Origin of the sequence: Serratia sp. MMO-28, from assembly GCF_037199905.1 — a bacterium.
Taxonomy (GTDB): domain Bacteria; phylum Pseudomonadota; class Gammaproteobacteria; order Enterobacterales; family Enterobacteriaceae; genus Chania; species Chania oryzae.
Map to the genome: position 1 here is coordinate 17,046 of NZ_JBBCVB010000042.1, position 21,255 is coordinate 38,300.

The 21,255-nt window shown below is 54.2% G+C and carries 7 protein-coding genes; 2 read left to right on the plus strand and 5 right to left on the minus strand.

Annotated elements, in window-relative coordinates:
* Positions 1–52 precede the first annotated feature (52 nt).
* A complete protein-coding gene (locus tag WG891_RS24690; protein ID WP_337265233.1) occupies positions 53–11,368 on the plus strand; it encodes an amino acid adenylation domain-containing protein in 11,316 nt (3,771 codons plus the stop codon).
* A gap of 79 nt (positions 11,369–11,447) precedes the next feature.
* Here WG891_RS24690 and treC read toward each other — a convergent pair whose 3' ends face one another.
* The 4 genes from treC to treR form a co-directional block, all read right to left on the minus strand.
* A complete protein-coding gene (gene treC / locus WG891_RS24695; RefSeq protein ID WP_337261370.1) occupies positions 11,448–13,112 on the minus strand; it encodes an alpha,alpha-phosphotrehalase in 1,665 nt (554 codons plus the stop codon).
* A 61-nt stretch (positions 13,113–13,173) separates the two neighbouring features.
* Positions 13,174–14,589 (minus strand): PTS trehalose transporter subunit IIBC, encoded by a 1,416-nt coding sequence (treB, locus tag WG891_RS24700; RefSeq protein WP_337261369.1) that lies wholly within the window; start codon positions 14,587–14,589, stop codon positions 13,174–13,176.
* 301 nt (positions 14,590–14,890) lie between these two features.
* On the minus strand, positions 14,891–15,769 hold the full coding sequence (locus WG891_RS24705) for a lipase family alpha/beta hydrolase (RefSeq protein WP_337261368.1): 879 nt from the start codon (positions 15,767–15,769) through the stop codon (positions 14,891–14,893).
* A gap of 348 nt (positions 15,770–16,117) precedes the next feature.
* Positions 16,118–17,068 (minus strand): trehalose operon repressor TreR, encoded by a 951-nt coding sequence (gene treR, locus WG891_RS24710; protein WP_337261367.1) that lies wholly within the window; start codon positions 17,066–17,068, stop codon positions 16,118–16,120.
* Between the two features lie 395 nt (positions 17,069–17,463).
* On the opposite strand from treR, the gene mgtA reads away from it, so the two are divergent.
* Entirely contained in the window at positions 17,464–20,172 is a 2,709-nt protein-coding gene (gene mgtA / locus WG891_RS24715; RefSeq protein WP_337261366.1) for a magnesium-translocating P-type ATPase, read from the plus strand.
* Between the two features lie 24 nt (positions 20,173–20,196).
* Here the strand turns inward: mgtA and WG891_RS24720 are convergent, their stop codons facing one another.
* Positions 20,197–21,126, minus strand: coding sequence for a LysR substrate-binding domain-containing protein (locus WG891_RS24720; RefSeq protein ID WP_076942971.1), 930 nt, complete (start codon positions 21,124–21,126; stop codon positions 20,197–20,199).
* Between the last annotated feature and the right edge of the window lie 129 nt (positions 21,127–21,255).

The window sequence follows — 21,255 nt, forward strand, 5'->3', positions numbered from 1 at the left end:
AATTCTTTCAAATTTCAACTCATTTTTAATTAATTTAGGTAAGGAAATCTACATGCACACTTTATCAGCTACGCCCTATACGAGAATATTTTTTACAGAATGGCAACTTGAACCTCTGTCAAGCAAATACAATATGATAATGGACCAGACAATTACGGGTTCTTTGGATATTCATAAGCTTGAACGTGCGGTTAAGTACGTCATTCATAAATATCCTGTGCTGCATAGCCATCTGGTTGAAGAGGATGGGCAGCTTTTATGGCGTAGAAATGCTGAGGCGTGTGTAACAGGATTAGAAAGGTGCAATAGCCTAGAGGCTTTAGCTGAGTTAGCGACGCGACCTTTTGATCTCAATAATGGTCCGCTATTTAGCTATGGTTTCTACCATGATAAAGAAAATGAGGTGTATGAGTTTGTTCTGGTTATGCATCATGTCATCATCGATGGGCTTTCAGTGGCTGACGTTTATACTGAAATGTCGGATTATTATAATGACAGTGTGACAGCGGAAAATCACATTAATGATGACAGATTTTTCTTGGAAAGAGGGCGGGATTATCTGGATAAACTCAACGAGCTGTCTACTGCCAACCCCGCTGAGTATTGGCAGAAAGCATTAACAGGATTACCTAAAAAGAACGAAATTCCTTATGTACATCTTCCTGATTCCTCCCCCATTAATAGGCAAGTAAAATTCTTGCTTCCACTAAGAAAATGGGAAGTGCTTAAAAGAAACGTAAAACATGCTAATGCATTTTTGGTGTTTAAAACGATTTGGGCCTTACTGATTGCACGTTATTGTCAAAGTGAGGCTGCGCATATCGCTTACCCAGTTTCTATGGAAAGCGGTAGCCATCTGAGTTTAGGGGCACAGGTAAATACGGCGGTGTTCCCTTTTTTTGTCCATCAAGGGGATAGTTTTGCTGATATTTATCAGCGTACTTTAGCCCACAACCGCTCTTTGAAGGCCAAACCGGGGTTACGTTTTACCCGCTGGCCGATTTATGAGGTGCTGAAAAATAGCGGGATACGTCCAAATGTCAGTTTTGCCCAAGCGCACTTCAATGAGCTGACACTGGCGTTAACGGGCTGCCAAACACGCTGTAACCACCGTTTTGACCAGAGCTTGGCCAATGCTGAACTGGTTTTGGAATATCAGGAACAAAGCGGGGACATGGCATTTCGTATCCGTTATGAGCCAGAGCTGTTTGCTCCGCAGCAAATTGCCGCAATGGCCGAGCAGTTTCAGTACCTGCTAAATCAGCTGTTACTGCATCCAGACAAACCGTTAGAGAGCTTTCCCCTGCTGACTCCAGCGCAACAGCGTGAGCAACTGATCGATTGGAATCCCCCGCAGTCAAAACAGGCGATGGCACCGGGCACGTTGCACCAGGCTATTACTGAGCAGGCCAAAAAATACCCGCAGCGTATTGCCTTGATCGATGAACGCCAGCAGTTGACCTACCTGGCGTTAGAACAAAAAAGTAGTTGTCTTGCCAGGCGTATTAAGGAGCACTATCAACGCATTACACAGGAAAGTATTGGCCCGGACACCCTCATTCCTCTGTGTCTGAACCGTGGCGTAGATATGATAGTGACCATGCTGGCGATTATGAAAACGGGGGCCGCTTATATTCCGTTGGAGCCACAACTGCCCAAGCAGCGCATCAATTATATTCTTGCCGATAGCGGTGCTCGATTGCTGATAACCGAACAGGGGCTGCGGGCAAAACTGCAGGATATGGCGTTGCCAGTTGAGCTCGGGTTAGTGGATGACCCTGCCGACAGTGGGGCCACCAGCGATGTTCCTTTGGCCGTTGAATCCTCTCCTCATCAGCTGGCTTATGCTATTTACACCTCAGGAACCACGGGGCAACCCAAGGGCGCTTTGCTGGAGCATCAGGGTGTACTCAATATGGTTCGCGAGTTTCAGGCCATCCTCGGACACGCTGATAAAGCGCGGTGCTGCCTGCAATTTGCCTCAGTGGTGTTTGACGCCCATGTGGCGGAAACCTATATCGCTTTGTGTGGCGGCCATACGCTGGTGGTAGCGTCTGAAGAACAACGCCACGACCTGCCTGCGTTATTGGCGCTGATTGAACAACATCACATTGAATTTGCCCATTTGCCGCCCGCGTTATTAAAGCTAAAGCCGAACATTCCGGCCTGTTTATCGCAGATTGTGGTTGCGGGGGAAGCAACATCGCGAGCGTGTCTCGATCACTACACCCAATTGGGGCACCAACTGTTTAACGGTTATGGCCCTTCAGAGGCGAGCGTGTGTGTTGCGATCAATCTTTATCGTTACAACGGGGCGAATACTATCGGGCGGCCACTGCCTGGTGTGCGTCTCTATGTTTTGGATAGCCAGCAGCGGCCACTGCCTATCGGTGTGCCTGGTGAGCTTTGTGTTTCGGGGGTTGGGTTGGCACGGGGTTATCTGAATCAGCCGCTGCTGACGCAGGAAAAGTTTATTGCCAACCCGTTTGCACAGGCGGACGAAAGTGAATATCAGCGGCTTTATCGTACCGGTGACAGGGTGCGCTGGCTACCGAATGGTGAGCTGGAATATGTTGGCCGTGACGATTTCCAGGTCAAAATTCATGGACATCGGATTGAGTTAAGCGAGATTGAACAGGCCTTTGTGGCAGTAACCTCAGTAGCGCACTGTGCGGTCGTGGTTCGTGGGCAGGAGGAGACACCGCGGATCGTTGCTTATTATGTCGCTGAGGTCACGCTCAATGATGAACAGGTAAAACGCCAGTTGGCTGAGCGGTTGCCGGACTACATGGTGCCAGCGGTATTGGTACAACTGATGTCGCTACCGTTAACCATCAACGGCAAACTGGATATGCGTGCATTGCCTGAACCCGGCTACAGCCAGGCTTGTCATGACTATCGCCCGGCCACCACCTATCAGGAAAAGCAGCTACAGGCGGTTTGGCAACAGGTGATGGGGCTTGAAGATATCGGGCTCAATGATGATTTCCTGCGTTTGGGAGGGGACTCCATTACTGCGATCCGCCTGGTGTCGGAGATGCGCAGGATTGGCATGGTGTGCCGTACTCAGGATCTCTATCACTATCGCTCGATTGCTGCTTTGTTGGACAATCTTGCAACAACGGCCCTGCCCAACGCAGTGCAGGCTGAGCAGGGGATACTTAGCCAGGATATTCCCCTGTCACCCACCCAGCTCTGGTTCTTTGAGCAGGAATTCGCGCAGAGCCATTATTGGAATCAATCATTCCTGATCCGTGTGCCAGAGTTGGATCTGGGCAGATTGCAACAGGCGATCGACGCGTTGGCGGTGCACCACGACATGTTGCGCGCCTATTTTACGTTGGAACAACAGGGCTACCGGCAGCATTATCAGGAGCAATCAGCCCCTCGTACTTTACTGCGCTGTCACCGAGCCGAGCTTTCTGATGCTGAATTGGAGGCACTGTTCAGTGCGTGGCAGAGTGGCTTTGATTATCAGCAAGGGCCTCTGTGGCAGTTTGGTTATGTTGAGGGGTATCAAGATGGTAGCGCCCGCATTTTCTTTGCCTGCCATCATCTGATTATCGATGCGGTATCCTGGCGTATTCTGGTGGAGGATCTGCGTCGCTTGTATCTTGGCGAAGCCCTGGGGCCAAAGTCTGCCAGCTATCGGCAATGGGTGAATGCCCTACTGGATTATGAGCCAACCGGTTTGACGGAGGCGGATTACTGGCAGCAGCAGTGTGAGCAACAGCGGGATTATCGCGCTGATTTCGCGTTGAGCGATCGGCTTAACCTGCATTATGGCCAATTGGATTCTATGGCCACTGGCAAACTGATGCGAATGAGCGGGCAGACCAACGATCTGCTGCTCACCGCATGGCTGCGTACCCTGCGCCATTACAGTAATACCCACAGCCACACGCTGATGTTAGAAAGCCACGGACGTGATTTACCCGGTGGCCATCTGGACGTTGGGCGTACCCTTGGCTGGTTTACCGCCCTGTACCCGGTAAACTTTACTCTGGCAGATAACCCGCGGGCGGATGTTGCGCAGGTGCGCGCGGCGTTGGAGGCGGTGCCGAACCAAGGTATCGGCTACGGCGTGCTGCGTGTGCGCGGCGGGGAACATCGGCCAGCGTTGCGCCACCCTGGGGTGATTTTCAACTATCTGGGGCAATTTACCGATCAGGGGGCTGAATGGCAATTGCTGGCCGAGCCATCCGGCCAAAACAGTGATCCAACCAATACCAACCGTGAACTGCTGATACTCAATAGCTGGGTGGCAGACGAGACACTGTGTTTCCGTCTGGACGGCATGTTGACTGCGGCGGCTTTGCTGGACATTGCCCAGCAATTTACCCATCAAGTCCAGCAGTTGATTGAGCAAGACAGCGGGGCACCGGTGGTGATGGGCGAGGAACTGCCCGCAACGCTATGGCAAAGATTGCAGCAAAGCTATACACCGCAAGCGATCTTCCCCTGTAATAGCCTGCAACAAGGGTTTATCTATCATGCAGTCAGCCAACCTGACGATCCGAGCTATCGGGTGCAAATGGTGCTGGATTATCTTACTGAGCTGAATCCTGATACCTATCGGCAAGCGTGGGAAATGGCTGTGGTGCGTTTCCCGATTTTGCGTACTTGTTTCAATTGGCAGTGGCAGCCGTTGCAGGTGATTTGTGCAGAAACGGCAATCGACTGGCACTATGAGGACTATCAGCAGCAGGAGAATTGGCAACAGGCGCTTGACCAGTTGTGCGAGCAACAGCGAGTGCAGCCGTTCGATCTGCAACAGCCTGGTCTGTTCCGCTTACGGCTGGTGCAGATTAGCGCCCAGCATTACTGCCTGGTTTATACCGTACACCACAGCATCACCGATGGGTGGAGCGGCCAGCTTTTGCTGAAGTATGTACATCAAGCCTACCAGCAATTACTGGCGGGGCAGCAGCCCGACAGCCAGCAGGAGGTCACCTACCTGCTGGCACAGCGTTACTATATGGAACAGGCGGAACACTGCCGGGCCTATTGGCAACAGCGGCAGCTCAACCAATGTCAGGCGAATGATAGCTCCTACCTGCTCAGCCTGCCTTATGAGCAAAAAAACAGTAAAAACGTAGAGCAGACCCTGCTTCAACGCCAATTGCCTCCTGCTCTGTATTCATCGTTGCAGCAGCTATCGCTGAATCAGGGGGTGACACTGAACGTGATGTTGCAGTTTGTCTGGCATAAGTTACTGCACATCTACAGCCGACAGGAGGTCACGCTGGTGGGGACTACGGTGTCAGGCCGTAATCTGCCGATTGACGGCATTGAGGACAGCGTTGGTTTGTATATCAACACGCTACCCTTGCGGGTGGATTGGGATAACGACCATAGCTGTTTGCAGCAGTTGCAGGAAATTCAGCGTTCCCTGAATGAACTGGACGAATACTGTTACCAACCTCTGGCTGAACTGAGCTATGGCGGCGAAGCGCTGTTCCACACCTTGCTGGTGTTTGAAAACTACCCGAGTGCTGATACGGCTGATATGCCGGTGCGTGTCCGCTCAACCGCAGAGAAAACGGATTATCCGCTGAATCTGTTGGCGCACACCACCGATGATGGGCTATTGCTTTCACTGGCGTATGCCAACGCGTATCTGACCCGCGATAAAGCGGACACTCTGCTATCTTTGCTGGTCACCCTGCTGGAACATTTGCCAACGCATTTGTATGTTCCCCACCACCAATTGCCGTTGCTAAGGGCCAGCAAACCGGTTCAAGCACCGACGCTGGCACTGGACTCAGCGTTTGACTACCGCTGCGCGCTGCATCAGCGCTTTATGGACTGGGCGTTAGAGCATCCGGATGATATTGCGGTTATTGATGCTTTGGGCAGTTGCAGCTATGGCGAGCTGTATCAGGCTGCTTTGGTGCTGTCGAACCAGATCCGTCAATGCGCAAAACGTGATTCGGCGTTAGTCGCTATTCTGATGGACAAAGGGCGTGCGCAGGTTATTGCCATTTTGGCTACCTTGATGGCAGGGAAAGCGTACCAGCCGATGGACAAATCCTGGCCGGAAAAACGCCGTTTGACGATCGTTGAACAGGCTGAGATCGGGATCGTCCTGTGCGATGAGCCTTGGCAACATCCCGCCTTCACTTCTTTGGTGCTTGATAGCACCGGCAAAGCGTTGGGGATAGCATTACCCGAGTCTTTATTAGCACCACAGCCCGTAGAACCCGACGCGTTGGCCTATGTCATATTTACTTCTGGTTCTACCGGGGTGCCGAAAGGCGTGGCGATCTCACATGCGGCGATCACCAATACGGTTATCGCTATGAATAACCTGCTGAATGTTGGCACAGACGATGCGACTTTTGCTGTCAGTGCGCTAAGTTTTGATGTCTCTGTCTACGACATTTTTGGCATGTTGTCGGCGGGGGGGCGCGTGGTGCTCCCGACGGAGTCGCAACGCTATCAGCCTCAAGCATGGTATCAGCTGTTATTGCAGCATCAGGTGACCGTCTGGTTCTCAACCCCGGCCTTCTTTGATCTGCTGCTTCAGCATAAGGAGCAATATGCCAGCGACTCTGTTTCCCCATTACGTTCGGTGATATTAGGTGGAGATTGGGTCTCACCAATGCTGGCACAGCGCTGCTTTGCCTGGGGGGCACAATGCCGTTTCCTCAACTGTTGGGGCGTTACCGAAGTGGCTATCTGTTCAACCATGTATGAAGTGGGAAAAACGGAGCAGTTCCAGCAAAGCATTCCACTGGGGCCGACCTTGGCAAATCAGTCGCTTTATGTTTTGGATGCCGAACTGAAGCCGTTGCCGCAAGGTGTGGTAGGTGAGTTGTATATCGGTGGCGTCGGCTTGGCGCAAGGCTATTTCAACGATACAGAGCGAACCACTGAGCGTTTTATTTTTCATCCAATGACCGGGGAGCGCCTGTACCGCACCGGAGATCTGGGCCGTACGCTGGAGGACGGTAACATCCAGTTCCTGGGGCGTATCGACAATCAGGTCAAACTCAATGGTTACCGTATTGAACTGGGTGAAATAGAGCGCACCCTCTCTGCCGTACCGGAGATCGGCCAATGTGTGGCGCTAGTGACCGAGAGCAACCCCAGAATATTGCTGTATTACACCGCCAGCCAGGAGATGGACCACACTTACCTGCACGAGTTGCTGGCGCAGACGTTGCCGGAATATATGCGCCCTGCCGATATGATCCCGTTAGAGAGTTTTCCACTCAGCGTCAACGGCAAGGTCGATCGCCGAGCGTTGCCTATACCGGAACAGAGCGTCGCTCAGAGGGCCTATACGGCCCCGAGCACCGAGTGGGAGACGCTTTGTTGTGACCTGTGGGCAGAGATTTTGCGGGCCGAACGCATTGGGGTTGACGATAACTTTTATAGCAGTGGCGGTAATTCCATCCAGGCAATTACCCTCTGTAACCGGCTGAGTCAGGCGTTGGGGAGGGAAGTGACTTTTGCCATGCTCAGCGCTTATCCGACAGTCCGGCAGTTTTGCCAGCACTTGGAACAGCAGACGGCGGTCAATGCGGCTGGGCCCATCGCGGCGCTGGCGCAGACCCGATATCCACTCTCATCATCACAGATGCGTTTGTGGTTTCTTGACGAACTGATGCAGGGCAACGATCTCTATCAAGTTCCGGTGCTGTTTGAATTGGGCGAGGAGATTAATGTTGACGCTTATCTGCTGGCATTACAGGCGGTGGTGACACGCCACCATTTGCTGCGCAGCACGATAGTGCAGAATGCGGACGATGGCACCACGCAGTTTGTATTGCAGCAGCGCCCTCTGCCGCTAGAACGTCTGCACGTGACGGCTGAAGAATGGGAAACCACCCTGGCGGCCGTCATTCACCGGCCTTTCGACCTACGTAAAGAATATCCGCTCCGTCATATGTTGATCGAACGTCGGGAGACTGACGGGCGGGTAACCCGTTTCTCTTTGCTTAACGTGCATCACATCGCTTTTGATGGCTGGTCGGCGAATCTGCTGTTGGCGGAACTTGAAGGGCACTATGCATTCTTTGCCTGTGATACCCCGCTGACGCTGCCCGAGTTGACTATCCAATATTCTGACTATGCCTCTTGGCTGGAGAGCCAGCTAGGCAACGAGCGCGACCAGGCTCGGCAGCAGTTCTGGTTGGATAAAATGCAGGGATATCAGTTGTTAGAGCTTCCTACCGATTATCCGCGGCCAAAAGAGTTTGACCATCGAGGGGCAACGGTTTCTTTTGACATAGATCTTGAGCTGAGTGAACAGTTGCGTAGCCTGGCCCGCACCACGGGTGTAACGCTACACGCGGTATTACTGGCAGGTTTTACTCTCCTGCTGGGTAAATATAGCCATCAGCAAGATATTGTTATTGGCGCGCCGGTGGCTAACCGCTCGCATTCCCAGATCGAACCGCTGATTGGTTTGTTTGTAAACACGCTGGTGCTGCGTAATACCATTGATCCAGAACTGCGCGTTGATGAGATGATCCGGCAGGTGTTTAGCAATACCGTGGCCAGTCAGGAGTATCAGGACATGCCGCTGGAGAAGCTGGTTGAAAGCTTGAATGTCGAGCGCGATCTGTCCAGACAGCCGCTATTCCAGGTCGTGTTCAGCGTTGAGCAAGTCATGGGCGCGCAGCAGGAAAAAGCGATATTTACTCCGCTTGATCTCAATCACTACTACCAGGTAGCGAAGTTCGATCTCGGTCTGATGATTGAAGATGGGCAGCCGCAACTTGCCGCTTACATCAACTACGCCTGTGCGCTGTTTTCTCCTGAGACCATCGACCGTTTTATGCAGCACTATCGGCAATTATTGCGTTACATGGTACAAGCGCCAACGGCAAAAGTAGCCAATCTGAGCCTATTGTCTGGTGAGGAACAGCGTAAGCTACTGCAACCCGCGCTGGAGACTCGGCCATCAGCCGAATATGCCCACGCGATTCATCATGGATTCATGGCATGGGCCAAACAACACCCTAATGATATCGCCTTGATCGATTCACAGGGGAGCTGTACCTATGGTGAGTTGTACCAACTGGCGCTGGTGCTCTCTAACCAAATCCGGCAGGGCAATTTGGGTAGTTCGGCATTAATTGCCGTAGCGATGGATAAAGGGCGGGCGCAGATGGTCGCGGTGTTTGCGGTGCTGATGGCTGGCCGTGCTTATTTGCCGATGGATACCTCATGGCCTGAGAATCGCCGGGCGAGCATCATGCAGCAAGCGGGTTGCCGCCTGGTGCTGGCGGATCGGCCTTGGCAGCAGGAAGCATTTACCACGATTTACCTGTTACCAAGCGGGGTCGCACCAACACTAGCGGTTCCTGAGGTGATACTACCTCCCGAAACCGTAGCCCCAGAGCAATTGGCCTATGTCATCTTTACCTCGGGCTCTACCGGGGTTCCGAAAGGCGTCGCAATTCAACATGCTGCGGCCAATAACACGCTGATTGATGTCAATCAGCGCCTGAAAATTGTCCCTGGTGACGCTACGTTGGCCATCAGTGCGTTGAGTTTTGATCTGTCGGTTTATGATATTTTTGGCCTGTTGTCCGCTGGGGGGCGTTTGGTGATCCCAAGTGAGAAACAGCGCTACCAGCCGGATGCCTGGTGCCACCTGATGTTAGAGCACCGGGTGACGCTCTGGCAGTCTGCCCCTGCATTGTTTGAACTGTTGATGCAGTATGTGGAACGTGAAAAGTTACAACTCAATCGCAGTTTAAGCCGCGTGATGTTAAGTGGCGATTGGATCCCGGTAAATCTGCCACAGCGCTGTCATCGTTGGGCTCCTGACTGCCGCTTTATTAGCGCAGGCGGGGCAACGGAAGCGGCCATCTGGTCGATCATGTATGAAGTGGAGAAAGGGGCGCTATTTCAGCAGAGCATCCCTTACGGCCAAGCGCTTGCCAATCAGTGTTTTTATATTCTGGATGAGCATCTGGTGCCAGTACCGCCGGGCATTATCGGTGAGCTGTTCATTGGTGGGGTTGGGCTGGCGCAGGGATATTTCAACGATCCGGCACGCACGGCGGAACGGTTTATCAAGCACCCGGTAACGGGGGAACGGCTCTATCGCACTGGCGATCTCGGCCGCTGGTTGCACGACGGTAATATTGAATTCTGCGGGCGCGTTGATAATCAGGTCAAAGTAAATGGTTACCGGGTTGAGTTAGGTGAAATTGAAAATACTCTGATGGAAATTGGTGCCATTAAGCAATGCCTGGTGGTGAAAGCCATGGGTGAGCAAGAGCGGTTAATTGCCTATTACGTGAGTGACACGCCCTTGGACCATTCACGCTTGTTGACCCACGTTCAGGGGCGCTTGCCAATGTATATGGTGCCCGCTGCGTTTATTTTCCTGACGGAGTTCACGCTCAATGCCAATGGGAAAATAGACCGCAAACGGCTGCCGTTGCCAGCGGATGATGATGCTACTCGCCAGTATGTTGCCCCGGAAACGGAGCAGGAACGGCAGTTGTGCGCGTTGTGGCAAGAGGTATTGCAGCGAGAGGTGATTGGCGTGACCGATGACTTCTTTGCCAGTGGGGGGAGTTCTATTCTGGCTATTTCGTTGTGCCAGAAAATGTCCAGCTTACTGGCGGAAACCGTGCCGGTGGTGAAGCTGTTTAAATACCGCACTATCCGCAGCATGTTAGCGGTAGAAAACTATCAGTCTGTTCAGCGCCTTAACCGTTATCAGCCGGGTGCGGGGAATCTGTGGATGATTCATCCTGCCTTGGTGGGGTGTGAAACCTACATTAATTTTGCCAAAAGGGTGGAGGGTGAGATCAACTGCCTCGGGGTGGATAACTACAACCTTTACCACTGTCAGCAGCAACTGACCGATTTATCCTCGGTGGCAGCCTACTACTTGGCGCAAATGGAGTCGCAAGGGCTGTTGGAACAACCGGTGATTCAACTCTTGGGTTGGTCATTGGGTGGGCTGATTGCCCTCGAGATTGCCGCTATGTTGGAGGCGCGCGGCGTCAGGGATATCCAACTTTATCTGTTGGACAGTTACTATCAGGCCAAGGTGAACTATCAGGATATGCCAGACTTGCGTAAAAACATGCTTGCAGAGCTGGGCGTGCATGGGGAGGGCGCGAAGCGGGCCTTAGCCGTTGAAGATGCGGAGAATGCCATCGGCCAAGGGCAGATTTCTGGGCGGCTACGGCATACAGAGGTGACCCTGTTTAAAGCCACTCAGATGTCTGCTTACTATCAGGCTTTGGCGGGAGATAAGGGAACCTGGCAGAGTGAGGATAATGGCGTTGGCGCGGTGTGTGATCGGCTGAATATCATCCCGTTAGCGTGCAATCACCATAATATTCTCGATTGCGTCGATGAGATTCGGAGGGTGATAAAGCCGTTGTGATGATAACCGCCAGAGATGGCGCAATTCTCTGAAACCGAGATTGGCAGAGCCGCAAGCAGGCCCTGCCAATCTTTCAAAACTACCCTTTCACCACCCAATACACCGCCTCAAACGGCCGCAGCGTCATGGCCTGCGGTTGTTCTGCCGCATCTGCGTAGTTGCTCATCAAGGGTTGCCACACATCGGCAAGCTCAACGCCTGTGGCGTCCCACGCCAAAGGCTCACGGCTCAGGTTGGCGACAACCAGCAGCCGCTGCCCGTTCCAACAGCGCTGATAGCACCACAATGCCGGGTGTTCCGCGGCCAGATCCTGATAATCACCGTGCGTCAGCAGCGGATACTGCTTGCGCAGGGCGATCAGGTGGCGATAGGCATAGAATACCGAATCCCGATCGGCCAGCGCCGCTTCCGCGTTAATCCGCGGGTAATTCTCCGCGCAGGCGATCCACGGCGTGCCGCGGGTAAACCCGGCGTTGGCGCTGGCGTCCCACTGCATCGGCGTGCGGCTGTTGTCGCGCGACTTGCAGGCCAGAATCGCCAGCAGTTCGGCGTCGCTTCTGCCTTGCGCGCTCAGCTCGGCGTACATATTCAGGCTTTCCACATCACGATATTGATCGATATGGTTAAAACCAGGATTGGTCATGCCGATCTCTTCGCCCTGATAAATATACGGCGTGCCCTGCATACCGTGCAGCAGCATCGCCAGCATCTTGGCGGCGGTGACGCGCAGTTCGCCCTCGTCGCCAAAGCGCGAAACAATGCGTGGCTGATCGTGATTACACCAGAACAGCGCGTTCCAGGCGCGGTTGTGCATGCCTTGCTGCCAGTGGCGGAAAATCCGCTTCAGTTCAACGTAATCCGGCGCAGCCAGCGTCCATTTCTGCCCGTTAGCGTAGTCCACCTTTAAGTGATGGAAGTTGAAGGTCATCGACAGTTCTTTGCCACCCTGCGCCGCGTACTGCTGGCAGTGTTCCAGCGAAGTCGAGGACATTTCGCCCACGGTCATCAGGCCGCGTGGCTGAAATACCTCACGGCTCATTTCCTGCAGGAACTCGTGGATGCGCGGGCCATCGGTATAGAAACGGCGGCCATCGCCCTGGGTATCGTTAGGGAAGTCCTGCTGTTTGGACACCAGATTAATCACGTCGAGGCGTAACCCGTCGACGCCCTTATCCGCCCAGAACTGACACACTTTCTTCAGTTCTTCCCGCACCGGCGGGTGCTCCCAGTTGAGATCGGCCTGCTCGGTGGCGAACAGGTGCAGGTAATACTGGCCGCTGTCGGCATGCCATTGCCAGGCGTTGCCGCCGAACTTGGAACGCCAGTTATTGGGCGGTGCATTACCCTCACCGTCGCGCCAGATATAGAACTGGCGCAGCGGGCTGTGGCGATCCTGCGCCGCTTTAAACCACGGGTGTTCGGTGGAGGTATGGTTGAACACCATATCCATCACGATGCGGATGCCGCGCTGGTGGGCCTGCGCCACCAACTGCTCAAAGTCTGCCAGGGTGCCATAGGCCGGATCGATGGCGCAGTAGTCGGCCACGTCGTAGCCGTTATCCACCTGCGGCGAAACATACACTGGCGTCAGCCAGATGGCGTCGATCCCTAACTCCTGTAAATAGTCCAGCCGCTGGATGACACCCGCCAGATCGCCATAGCCGTTGCCGGTGCTGTCCTGAAAGCTTTTCGGGTAAATTTGATAGATGACACCGTTTTGCCACCAGGGGATAGGATTGCTCATCGGAAGCGTTGCCTCTTTGCTTGTACATTAGGCCCGTCCGCAGACGGGCTTCTTGATTGATTCAGACCGGCAGCTCGCCGCGGCTGGCCTTGCGTTTGTACACCAAGATGGTCAGCAGCAACGGGACCACCACGGCAACCAGGATTGCCAGCGAGTAGATCGGCCAGAATTGCGGTTGGATGGAGAGAATCCCCGGCAGGCCGCCGACGCCGATGCCGTTGGCCATCACGCCGCTCAACCCGCAGATCAGGCCCGCGATGGCCGAACCGATCATCGCGCACAGCATTGGGAAGCGGTATTTGAGGTTGATACCGTACATGGCCGGTTCGGTAACGCCGAGGTAGGCGGAGATCGCCGCCGGTACTGAGATTTCACGCTCGTTGACCTTGCGGCTGATAATGATAATGCCGAGCACCGCCGAGGCCTGCGCGATGTTAGACAGCGCAATCAGTGGCCAGACCGGCGTGCCGCCCATGCTTTGGATCATCTGCATGTCGATCGCCAGCGTGGTCTGGTGCACGCCGGTGATCACCAGCGGTGCATACAGGAAACCAAATAGCGCAGCGCCGATCGGCGCAAAGCTGCCGGTCATCACCACTTTCACCGCCCAGGCTACGCCGTCGCCGATCATGCGGCCAAATGGGCCAATCAGCGTGTGCGCCAGGAACACGGCCAATAGCAGAGAAACCACCGGCACCACCACCAGATACAGATAATCCGGCACGATCTTTTTCAACCGGGTTTCGATCCAGCCCAGCGTCAGGCCGGCGAGGATCGACGGGATCACCTGCGCCTGATAGCCCACTTTCTGAATGGTGAACCAGCCAAAGTTCCATACTTCCGGCACCTGCTGGCCGAGCAGATAAGAGTTCATCAGCTGCGGGGAAACCAGGGTAATGCCCATCACGATCCCGAGTACCGGCGTGCCGCCCATCTTCTTCACCGTTGACCAGCAGATGGCGACCGGTAGGAACATAAAGATGGCTTCACCGAGCAGCCACAGGAAATCGTAAATGGTTTTCCACGCTGGGTGCATCTGGGCCAGCGTTTGGCCGCCAGACATCGGGATATCGCCGATCACGTTGCGGAAACCGAGGATCAGACCGCCGCTGATCAACGCAGGCAGCAGCGGGAAGAAGATTTCGGCGAAGTGCGAGATGGCGCGTTCGAACCAGGTCATGTTCTGGCGTGCGGCCAGCTTGGCCTGTTCTTTGTTGGCTTCGTTACCGCCGGTGGTGGCGATCAGCGCCTTATAGTAATCGCCCACTTCCGGGCCAATGACGACCTGGAACTGCCCGGCGTTGGTAAAACAGCCTTTGACCATGCGCAACTCTTCGATCGCTTTGGGGTTGGCCTTGGCGGGATCGTTAAGCACGAAACGCAAACGGGTAATACAGTGGCTGACGGTGGCGATATTCTCGCTGCCACCCACCAGTACAATCAGGCGATCAATATCCTGCTGCTGAACTTTACTCATGATGAAAACCCTTTTTTAGGCGCAGAGGTGTGGATAAATAAAGCTTAGTCATTCGCGGGTGCTTATGGAATGGGAACGTTCCCATTCTGGGTTGAGGATCACAAAATGGATCATCAAGGGCTCTGGATCCCATCAGAGCAATGCAGCCTTAACATATTGATTATTCTAAATGTTGGTAACGGCTTATGGGTTCGGATTGGCCCGCTAAAGGCCTGCGGTTTTTAACGGGGCGCTGTGATAGGTAGCCGGGCATTGTCAGCCCCGGCAGGGTAATTATTGACAGGCATTGATTAAACGAAAGTTATAACCCTTTCGATTTTAAGCGTGCCACGTGATCAACAAACAGTTGAACAGGGTTGGTACTGCTGGTGACAACCCCGGCAGTTTGATTGATCGCGTCCAGGTGATCCATTGAATAATCGGAGCGGATCACCTTGCCGAGATGCATACTATAGCGCCCAACCAACCCATCATTCTGGAAACGCTCTTTGGTGAACAAAAATGAGAGGGCAACCATTGAAGTATGCAGCGGATCAAAATTATTAAGCCCCTGTTCAATCGGGTTGTAATTAATAACCCCACCCCAAGAATAATAATAAACGCCATTCTCAAACTCTTTACCTTCCCCTCCCCACTGAGTAGGTAACCCCTGCGGATATTTGGCATTGAATTCAGCAACGCCTGCGCTGGTGAGTGAGTTAAGCGCGGCAACGCTGTCTTGTGGCAGGGACGGGCGGCCGGTCATAAGGGAAAGGAATGAGCCGAAAGCGTTCATCACTGCGCCTGCAATCGCCTCTGGAAGGGAGCCAGGTTTCACTGCCAAACGGACCAGATCGGCAATTTCCGAGCCAAAGTTTGCCCCATTTACGGAGGTTACAGATGCAACCAGTTCCGGGTGAATGGCGGCGACGTAGCGACAGGCCAGCGGGCCCTGGCTGTGGCCAATCAGGTTGACCTTGGGGGCACCGGTTAGCCGGGTGACTTGTTTTACAAAACTGAGTAATTGTTCCCCACGAGCTTCATTGCTGTTTTCTGCCGATAGAGTGGCGGTGAATACGGCCGCTCCCGCCTTTTCCAGTGCGGGCTGAATACCGAAAAAGTAAGGGTAGAGCCCCGCAATCTTATCGAAACCACTGAAGCCGTGAACGAGAATAATGGGATATTTTAATGATTGAGACATGATGAATACCTTTCAGGATTATTTGGCCATGTGGCCGAAATAAAGAGTAAGTCGCGGTGATAATTTCTACATGTCATGACTGTTGTATGGGCGGTAATACAAAAAATGCCACATGGTGATGCTGTTGAATATTAATATTCAATAAAGGTATTTATACCCGTCATACTTCAAGTTGCTTGGGTGTTGGCTGCCCTCGTTCACCCCAGTCACTTACTGATGTAAGCTCCTGGGGATTCATTCGGTTGCCGCCTACAAGCAACCCGAATTATTTTGGGTATATATTATTCGACAGCGGCACGAAATACAGCATTGTTGCACGGTGGGTAAAATGATGATGGGCAGCCATCATCAGGCCAGCCTGCTGGGAATAATGATCTGGCGCACACCTAGCTCACCGCTGAGCTGGCCAAGCAGTTGCTGGGCGGCCTGCTGCCCGGCGGTGCCATAGCCGAGTTCGACGGAGAATGTCTCCGGGAACAGGAAGTTCAGCAACGGGGTGTTACCAATGGCGCACACCTGTATTGGCGCAAGAGGTTGTTGCTGTTGCAGGTATTTCATCGCGCCGAGGGCGATGGTATCCGACGCGCACACCAGCGCGCTGGTATGGGGTTCAACCACGCTGGCAGCCAGCTGGAAACCGCTCTGATAGCTCAGTTCACCCAGCGCGGCAACCGGCGGGATCTTCAACTCACGGCAGGTATCAAGATAGGCCTGGTAGCGGCGCATCCCGGTCGTGGCGTCGGTTTCCTGCACGCCGAGATAGCTGATATGGGCATGGCCCAACTGGCGTAAACGCTGCATCAGCAGTTTTACCGCGCCATCATCGTCATAACAGACGGAAGAAATACCGGGATAATCGCGCGCCATTACCACCATTTTCTCCTGCCAGGGCGCTAACATCGCGGCGCTCAGGCCGGTAAAGCCGAACAGGATCACCCCGTCGACGTTGCGCTGCTGCAAGACATGCAGGTGCTCCTGCACCAGGCGGGTTTCAAACTGGCTTTCCATCACGATCGGGTCAAAACCGTGCTGATACAGCAACGGCAGCATGGTGCGCACCGCCTGATTTTCTGACGGTGAATCCAGCCGCGAAACGATGATCGCCACCACCTTGTCGCTTTGGCCGCGCATGGCGCGCGCTGATTTGGACGGCGTAAAGCCGTGGCTGCGGATCACCGCTTCCACCCGCTCACGGGTTTGCGGGCTTACGCTGCCTTCGTTATTCAATACGCGTGATACGGTGGATTTACCCACTCCGCTCAGGCGGGCGATATCCTTGATTGTCAGCCGGTTTTGCATGGTTTACTTGTTGTTTATGTTAAGAGGCCTAGACTGATGACACCCCACAATAGCGTATTTTGCGCTATGAATCTTGGTGCAAAGTGGGGATCTTTGCGCAAAACGGAATGACTGCGGTGGTCATTCAATCTTTTTATTTACCGGAGATGCAGTCTTTATGGACCCCGATCCTAGCCCGAGAACAGTTATTCGGCTTCCCCGGTAAAACCTCCCCGCATTGCGTTGCTGTTTTACCGGAGAAATAAACGGTAAACAGCGGTGCGTTTTCATCGCCCCTGTTGTTGTAATAGAAAGATCTGCCCGGGCGGCCGTGTTGTCGTGCCTGAAAGCCGTTCCTGCGTGCAGATCTCCTGTTCACCCACTGTCGTGAGGCACTGGGTGGTGAGGTGCGAACCATGAAATTCAAAAATATTCCCCGCCAACTGTTCGGCTTGTTTAGCCGCAGCCTGCCGCGCCGCCTGGTGCGGCGTGATGCTTTGCTGGAAAGCGTCAGCGGAGTGGCGCAAGAGCTGCCTGCCGGCTTGGCTCAGCAGCGCCTGGAGTGTGCTGCTGCCAGTGCGATGCAGCTTTATGAGCGCTTTAACAGCCACCCGGAAGGCATTACCGAGCGCGAAGCCGAAGCCGCGCGCAGCCAGTTTGGCGCCAACGTGATTGAAAACCAGCAGGCCGAAACCTGGTGGCGCCATCTGTGGCACTGTTACCGCAACCCGTTCAACCTGCTGCTGACGGTGTTGGGGATGGTTTCCTACGCCACTGAAGATCTGACCGGTGCGTTGGTGATCGGCCTGATGGTATTGATCTCCACACTGCTGCATTTCATTCAGGAAGCCCGTTCCAATAAAGCGGCGGACGCGCTGAAGGCGATGGTGAGCAACACCGCAACGGCGTATCGCAGCGATGCGCTGACCGGTAAAAGCGAACACGTTGAGCTGCCGATCGCCCAATTGGTGCCGGGCGATATCATCAAGCTGGCCGCTGGCGATATGATCCCGGCGGATCTGCGCCTGCTTTCCGCCAAGGATCTGTTTATCAGCCAGGCCGCGCTGACCGGTGAATCGCTGCCGGTAGAAAAAAGGGTCGAATCGCGTACTGCGCTGGATTCGCCGCTGGAGTGCCAGAACCTGTGCTTTATGGGCACCAACGTGGTGAGCGGCACAGCGCTGGCGATGGTGATTGGCACTGGCCGTAACACCTATTTCGGCCAGTTGGCGCAGCGCGTGATCGGCCAGGATGAGCAACCGAACGCTTTCCAGAGCGGTATCAGCAAAGTGAGCTGGCTGCTGATCCGCTTTATGCTGGTGATGACGCCGATCGTGCTGCTGATCAACGGCTATACCAAGGGGGACTGGTGGGAGGCTGCGCTGTTCTCGCTCTCTGTGGCGGTGGGGTTAACCCCGGAAATGCTGCCGATGATCGTCACTTCCACGCTGGCGAAAGGGGCGGTCAAGCTGTCGCGCCAGAAAGTGATCGTCAAGCGCTTGGATGCGATCCAGAACTTCGGCGCTATGGATATTCTGTGCACCGATAAAACTGGCACTCTGACCCAGGATAAGATCGTGCTGGAGCGCCACACCGATGCGTTTGGCGCCAGCAACGAACGGGTGTTGCGCTATGCCTGGCTGAACAGCTTTTATCAGACTGGGCTGAAAAATCTGCTGGATGTGGCAGTGCTGAACTGTGCTGATGAACGCCAACAGCCGGAGTTATTGCAGCATTACCGCAAGGTGGATGAGATCCCGTTTGATTTCGAGCGCCGCCGGATGTCGGTGATAGTAGAGAAAGACACCGAGTATCATGAGCTGATATGTAAGGGCGCGTTGGAAGAGATGCTGGCGATCTGCAGCCATGTGCGCCAGGAAGAAGCGGTGATCCCGCTCAGTGACAGCCTGCTGGCGCGCATTCGCCGCGTGACCGACGATCTGAATCAGCAGGGGTTGCGCGTGGTGGCGGTCGCCAACAAGATCCTGCCCGCGGCAGAGTACGAATACGGCGTGGCGGATGAAGCGGATCTGATCCTTGAAGGGTATATCGCCTTCCTCGATCCGCCGAAAGAGAGCACCGCTCCGGCATTGGCAGCGCTGAAACAAAGCGGCGTCACCGTCAAGATCCTCACCGGTGATAATGAGCTGGTGGCAGCGAAAGTGTGCAGAGAGGTGGGATTGGCGGCCGATCGGGTGCTGCTTGGCCGTGAAGTTGAACAGATGAATGACGACGAGCTGGCGCAGGCGGCGGCTCGTACCACGCTGTTCGCCAAACTGACGCCGTTGCATAAAGAGCGCATTGTACAACTGCTGCGCAAGCAAGGGCATGTGGTCGGCTTTATGGGCGATGGCATTAACGATGCTCCGGCGCTGCGGGCGGCGGATATTGGGATCTCGGTGGATTCGGCGGTGGATATTGCCAAAGAAGCGGCCGATATCATCCTGCTGGAAAAAAGCCTGATGGTGCTGGAACAGGGTGTGCTTGAAGGCCGTCGTACCTTTGCCAACATGCTGAAGTACATCAAGATGACCGCCAGCTCCAACTTCGGTAACGTGTTCAGCGTGCTGATTGCCAGCGCTTTTTTGCCCTTTTTGCCGATGTTGCCGCTGCACTTGCTGATCCAGAACCTGATGTATGACATTTCGCAGATCGCCATTCCATTCGATAACGTGGACGACGATCAGATCACCCAGCCGCAGCGTTGGAATTCCGGCGATCTGGGGCGCTTTATGGTATTTTTCGGGCCGATCAGTTCGATCTTCGATGTGCTGACTTTCTGCCTGCTGTGGTTTGTATTCAAAGCCAATACGCCAGAAATGCAGACGCTGTTCCAGTCGGGTTGGTTTGTGGAAGGGTTGCTGTCGCAGACGCTGATCGTCCATATGATCCGTACGCGCAAAATCCCGTTTATCCAGAGCCGCCCAGCCTGGCCGCTGTGCGTGATGACGCTGGTGGTGATCGTCACCGGTATCGGCCTGACCTTCTCGCCGTTGGCCGGTTTCCTGCAGTTGCAGGCGTTGCCGCTGAGTTACTTCCCTTGGCTGGCGCTGATTCTGGCCGGTTATATGGTGTTGACCCAGTGTGTGAAGGGCTGGTTCGTGCGCCGCTACGGCTGGCAGTAAACTTTGCGGGGGCTACGCGCCCCCTTAAGCGCGGTAGAGCAAGTCGGCATAAATCCCACTCAGTGCGCCATCCGGGGCGAACTGTTTTTTAATCCACTGCGTCACTTGCCCGGTTGCCGCATGCTGTGTGGCGAGTAACATCCGCGAATCCTGCCGCGGGTTATGAATGTTGCGGACGATCAGTAACCCTTCGGCCACCGCCTCGCGCACCATATACTCGGGCAGAAAACCAATCCCTTCCCCCAAAATCTGGCACTGGCACTTGGTGTTGAAATCCGGCACCAGAATCGCTTCTTGGCCGTGCAGCAGCCAGCCCACTTTCTTATTAATGGTGTGGGCGGTGTCTTCCACCATGATGTTCGGATACAGCCGAAGCTGGCTCTCGGAGATCGGTTCCGGCATAAACGCCAATGGATGATCCGGCGCAATGGCGAATACCCAGCGGATGGCACCAATTTCGGTGTAATCAATCCCACCGCCGTCCAGCAGAGTGTCTGGCGCGCCAATGGCGACATTGGCCTGATTATTAATGATCGAGTCCCAAACGCCGTTGTACACCTCGGTAGTTACCGTGATATGGCAGGTAGGGAACTGCTTTTTCAGCGCCTGTAACAGCCGGGCGGTATGCCACGGCGTATAGAGCAACTGATTGATGCAGATGCGCAACCGTGCCTCAATGCCTTGCGAAATGGTGTCGATGCCGCGTTTGATGGCGTGAAAATCGTTCAGCAGATCGGTGGCTTTACGGTAGAAGTAGAAACCGGATTCGGTAAGTTCAATGCTGCGGGTATTACGGTTAAACAGCACCACATCCAGCCCGGTTTCCATGCGCTTGATGGTATAGCTGATGGCAGACGTCGTCAGCCCTAGCTCTTCGGCTGCCTTACTGAAGCTGCCAAAACGTGCCGTGGTGGTAAAAGCCAACAGGTTCTCTTCGGTAAAAATGGAGTTCATGCGTCGGGTTCCGAAGTTATCCTCATACTTGATGGAGGGGGCCAGAGAGTAAAACGAATTTGGCCGCATTGTTGAATGTATTTGTAATTCACCTGAGGGGCAACCAGTATTGAACGGTATTTAACAGTG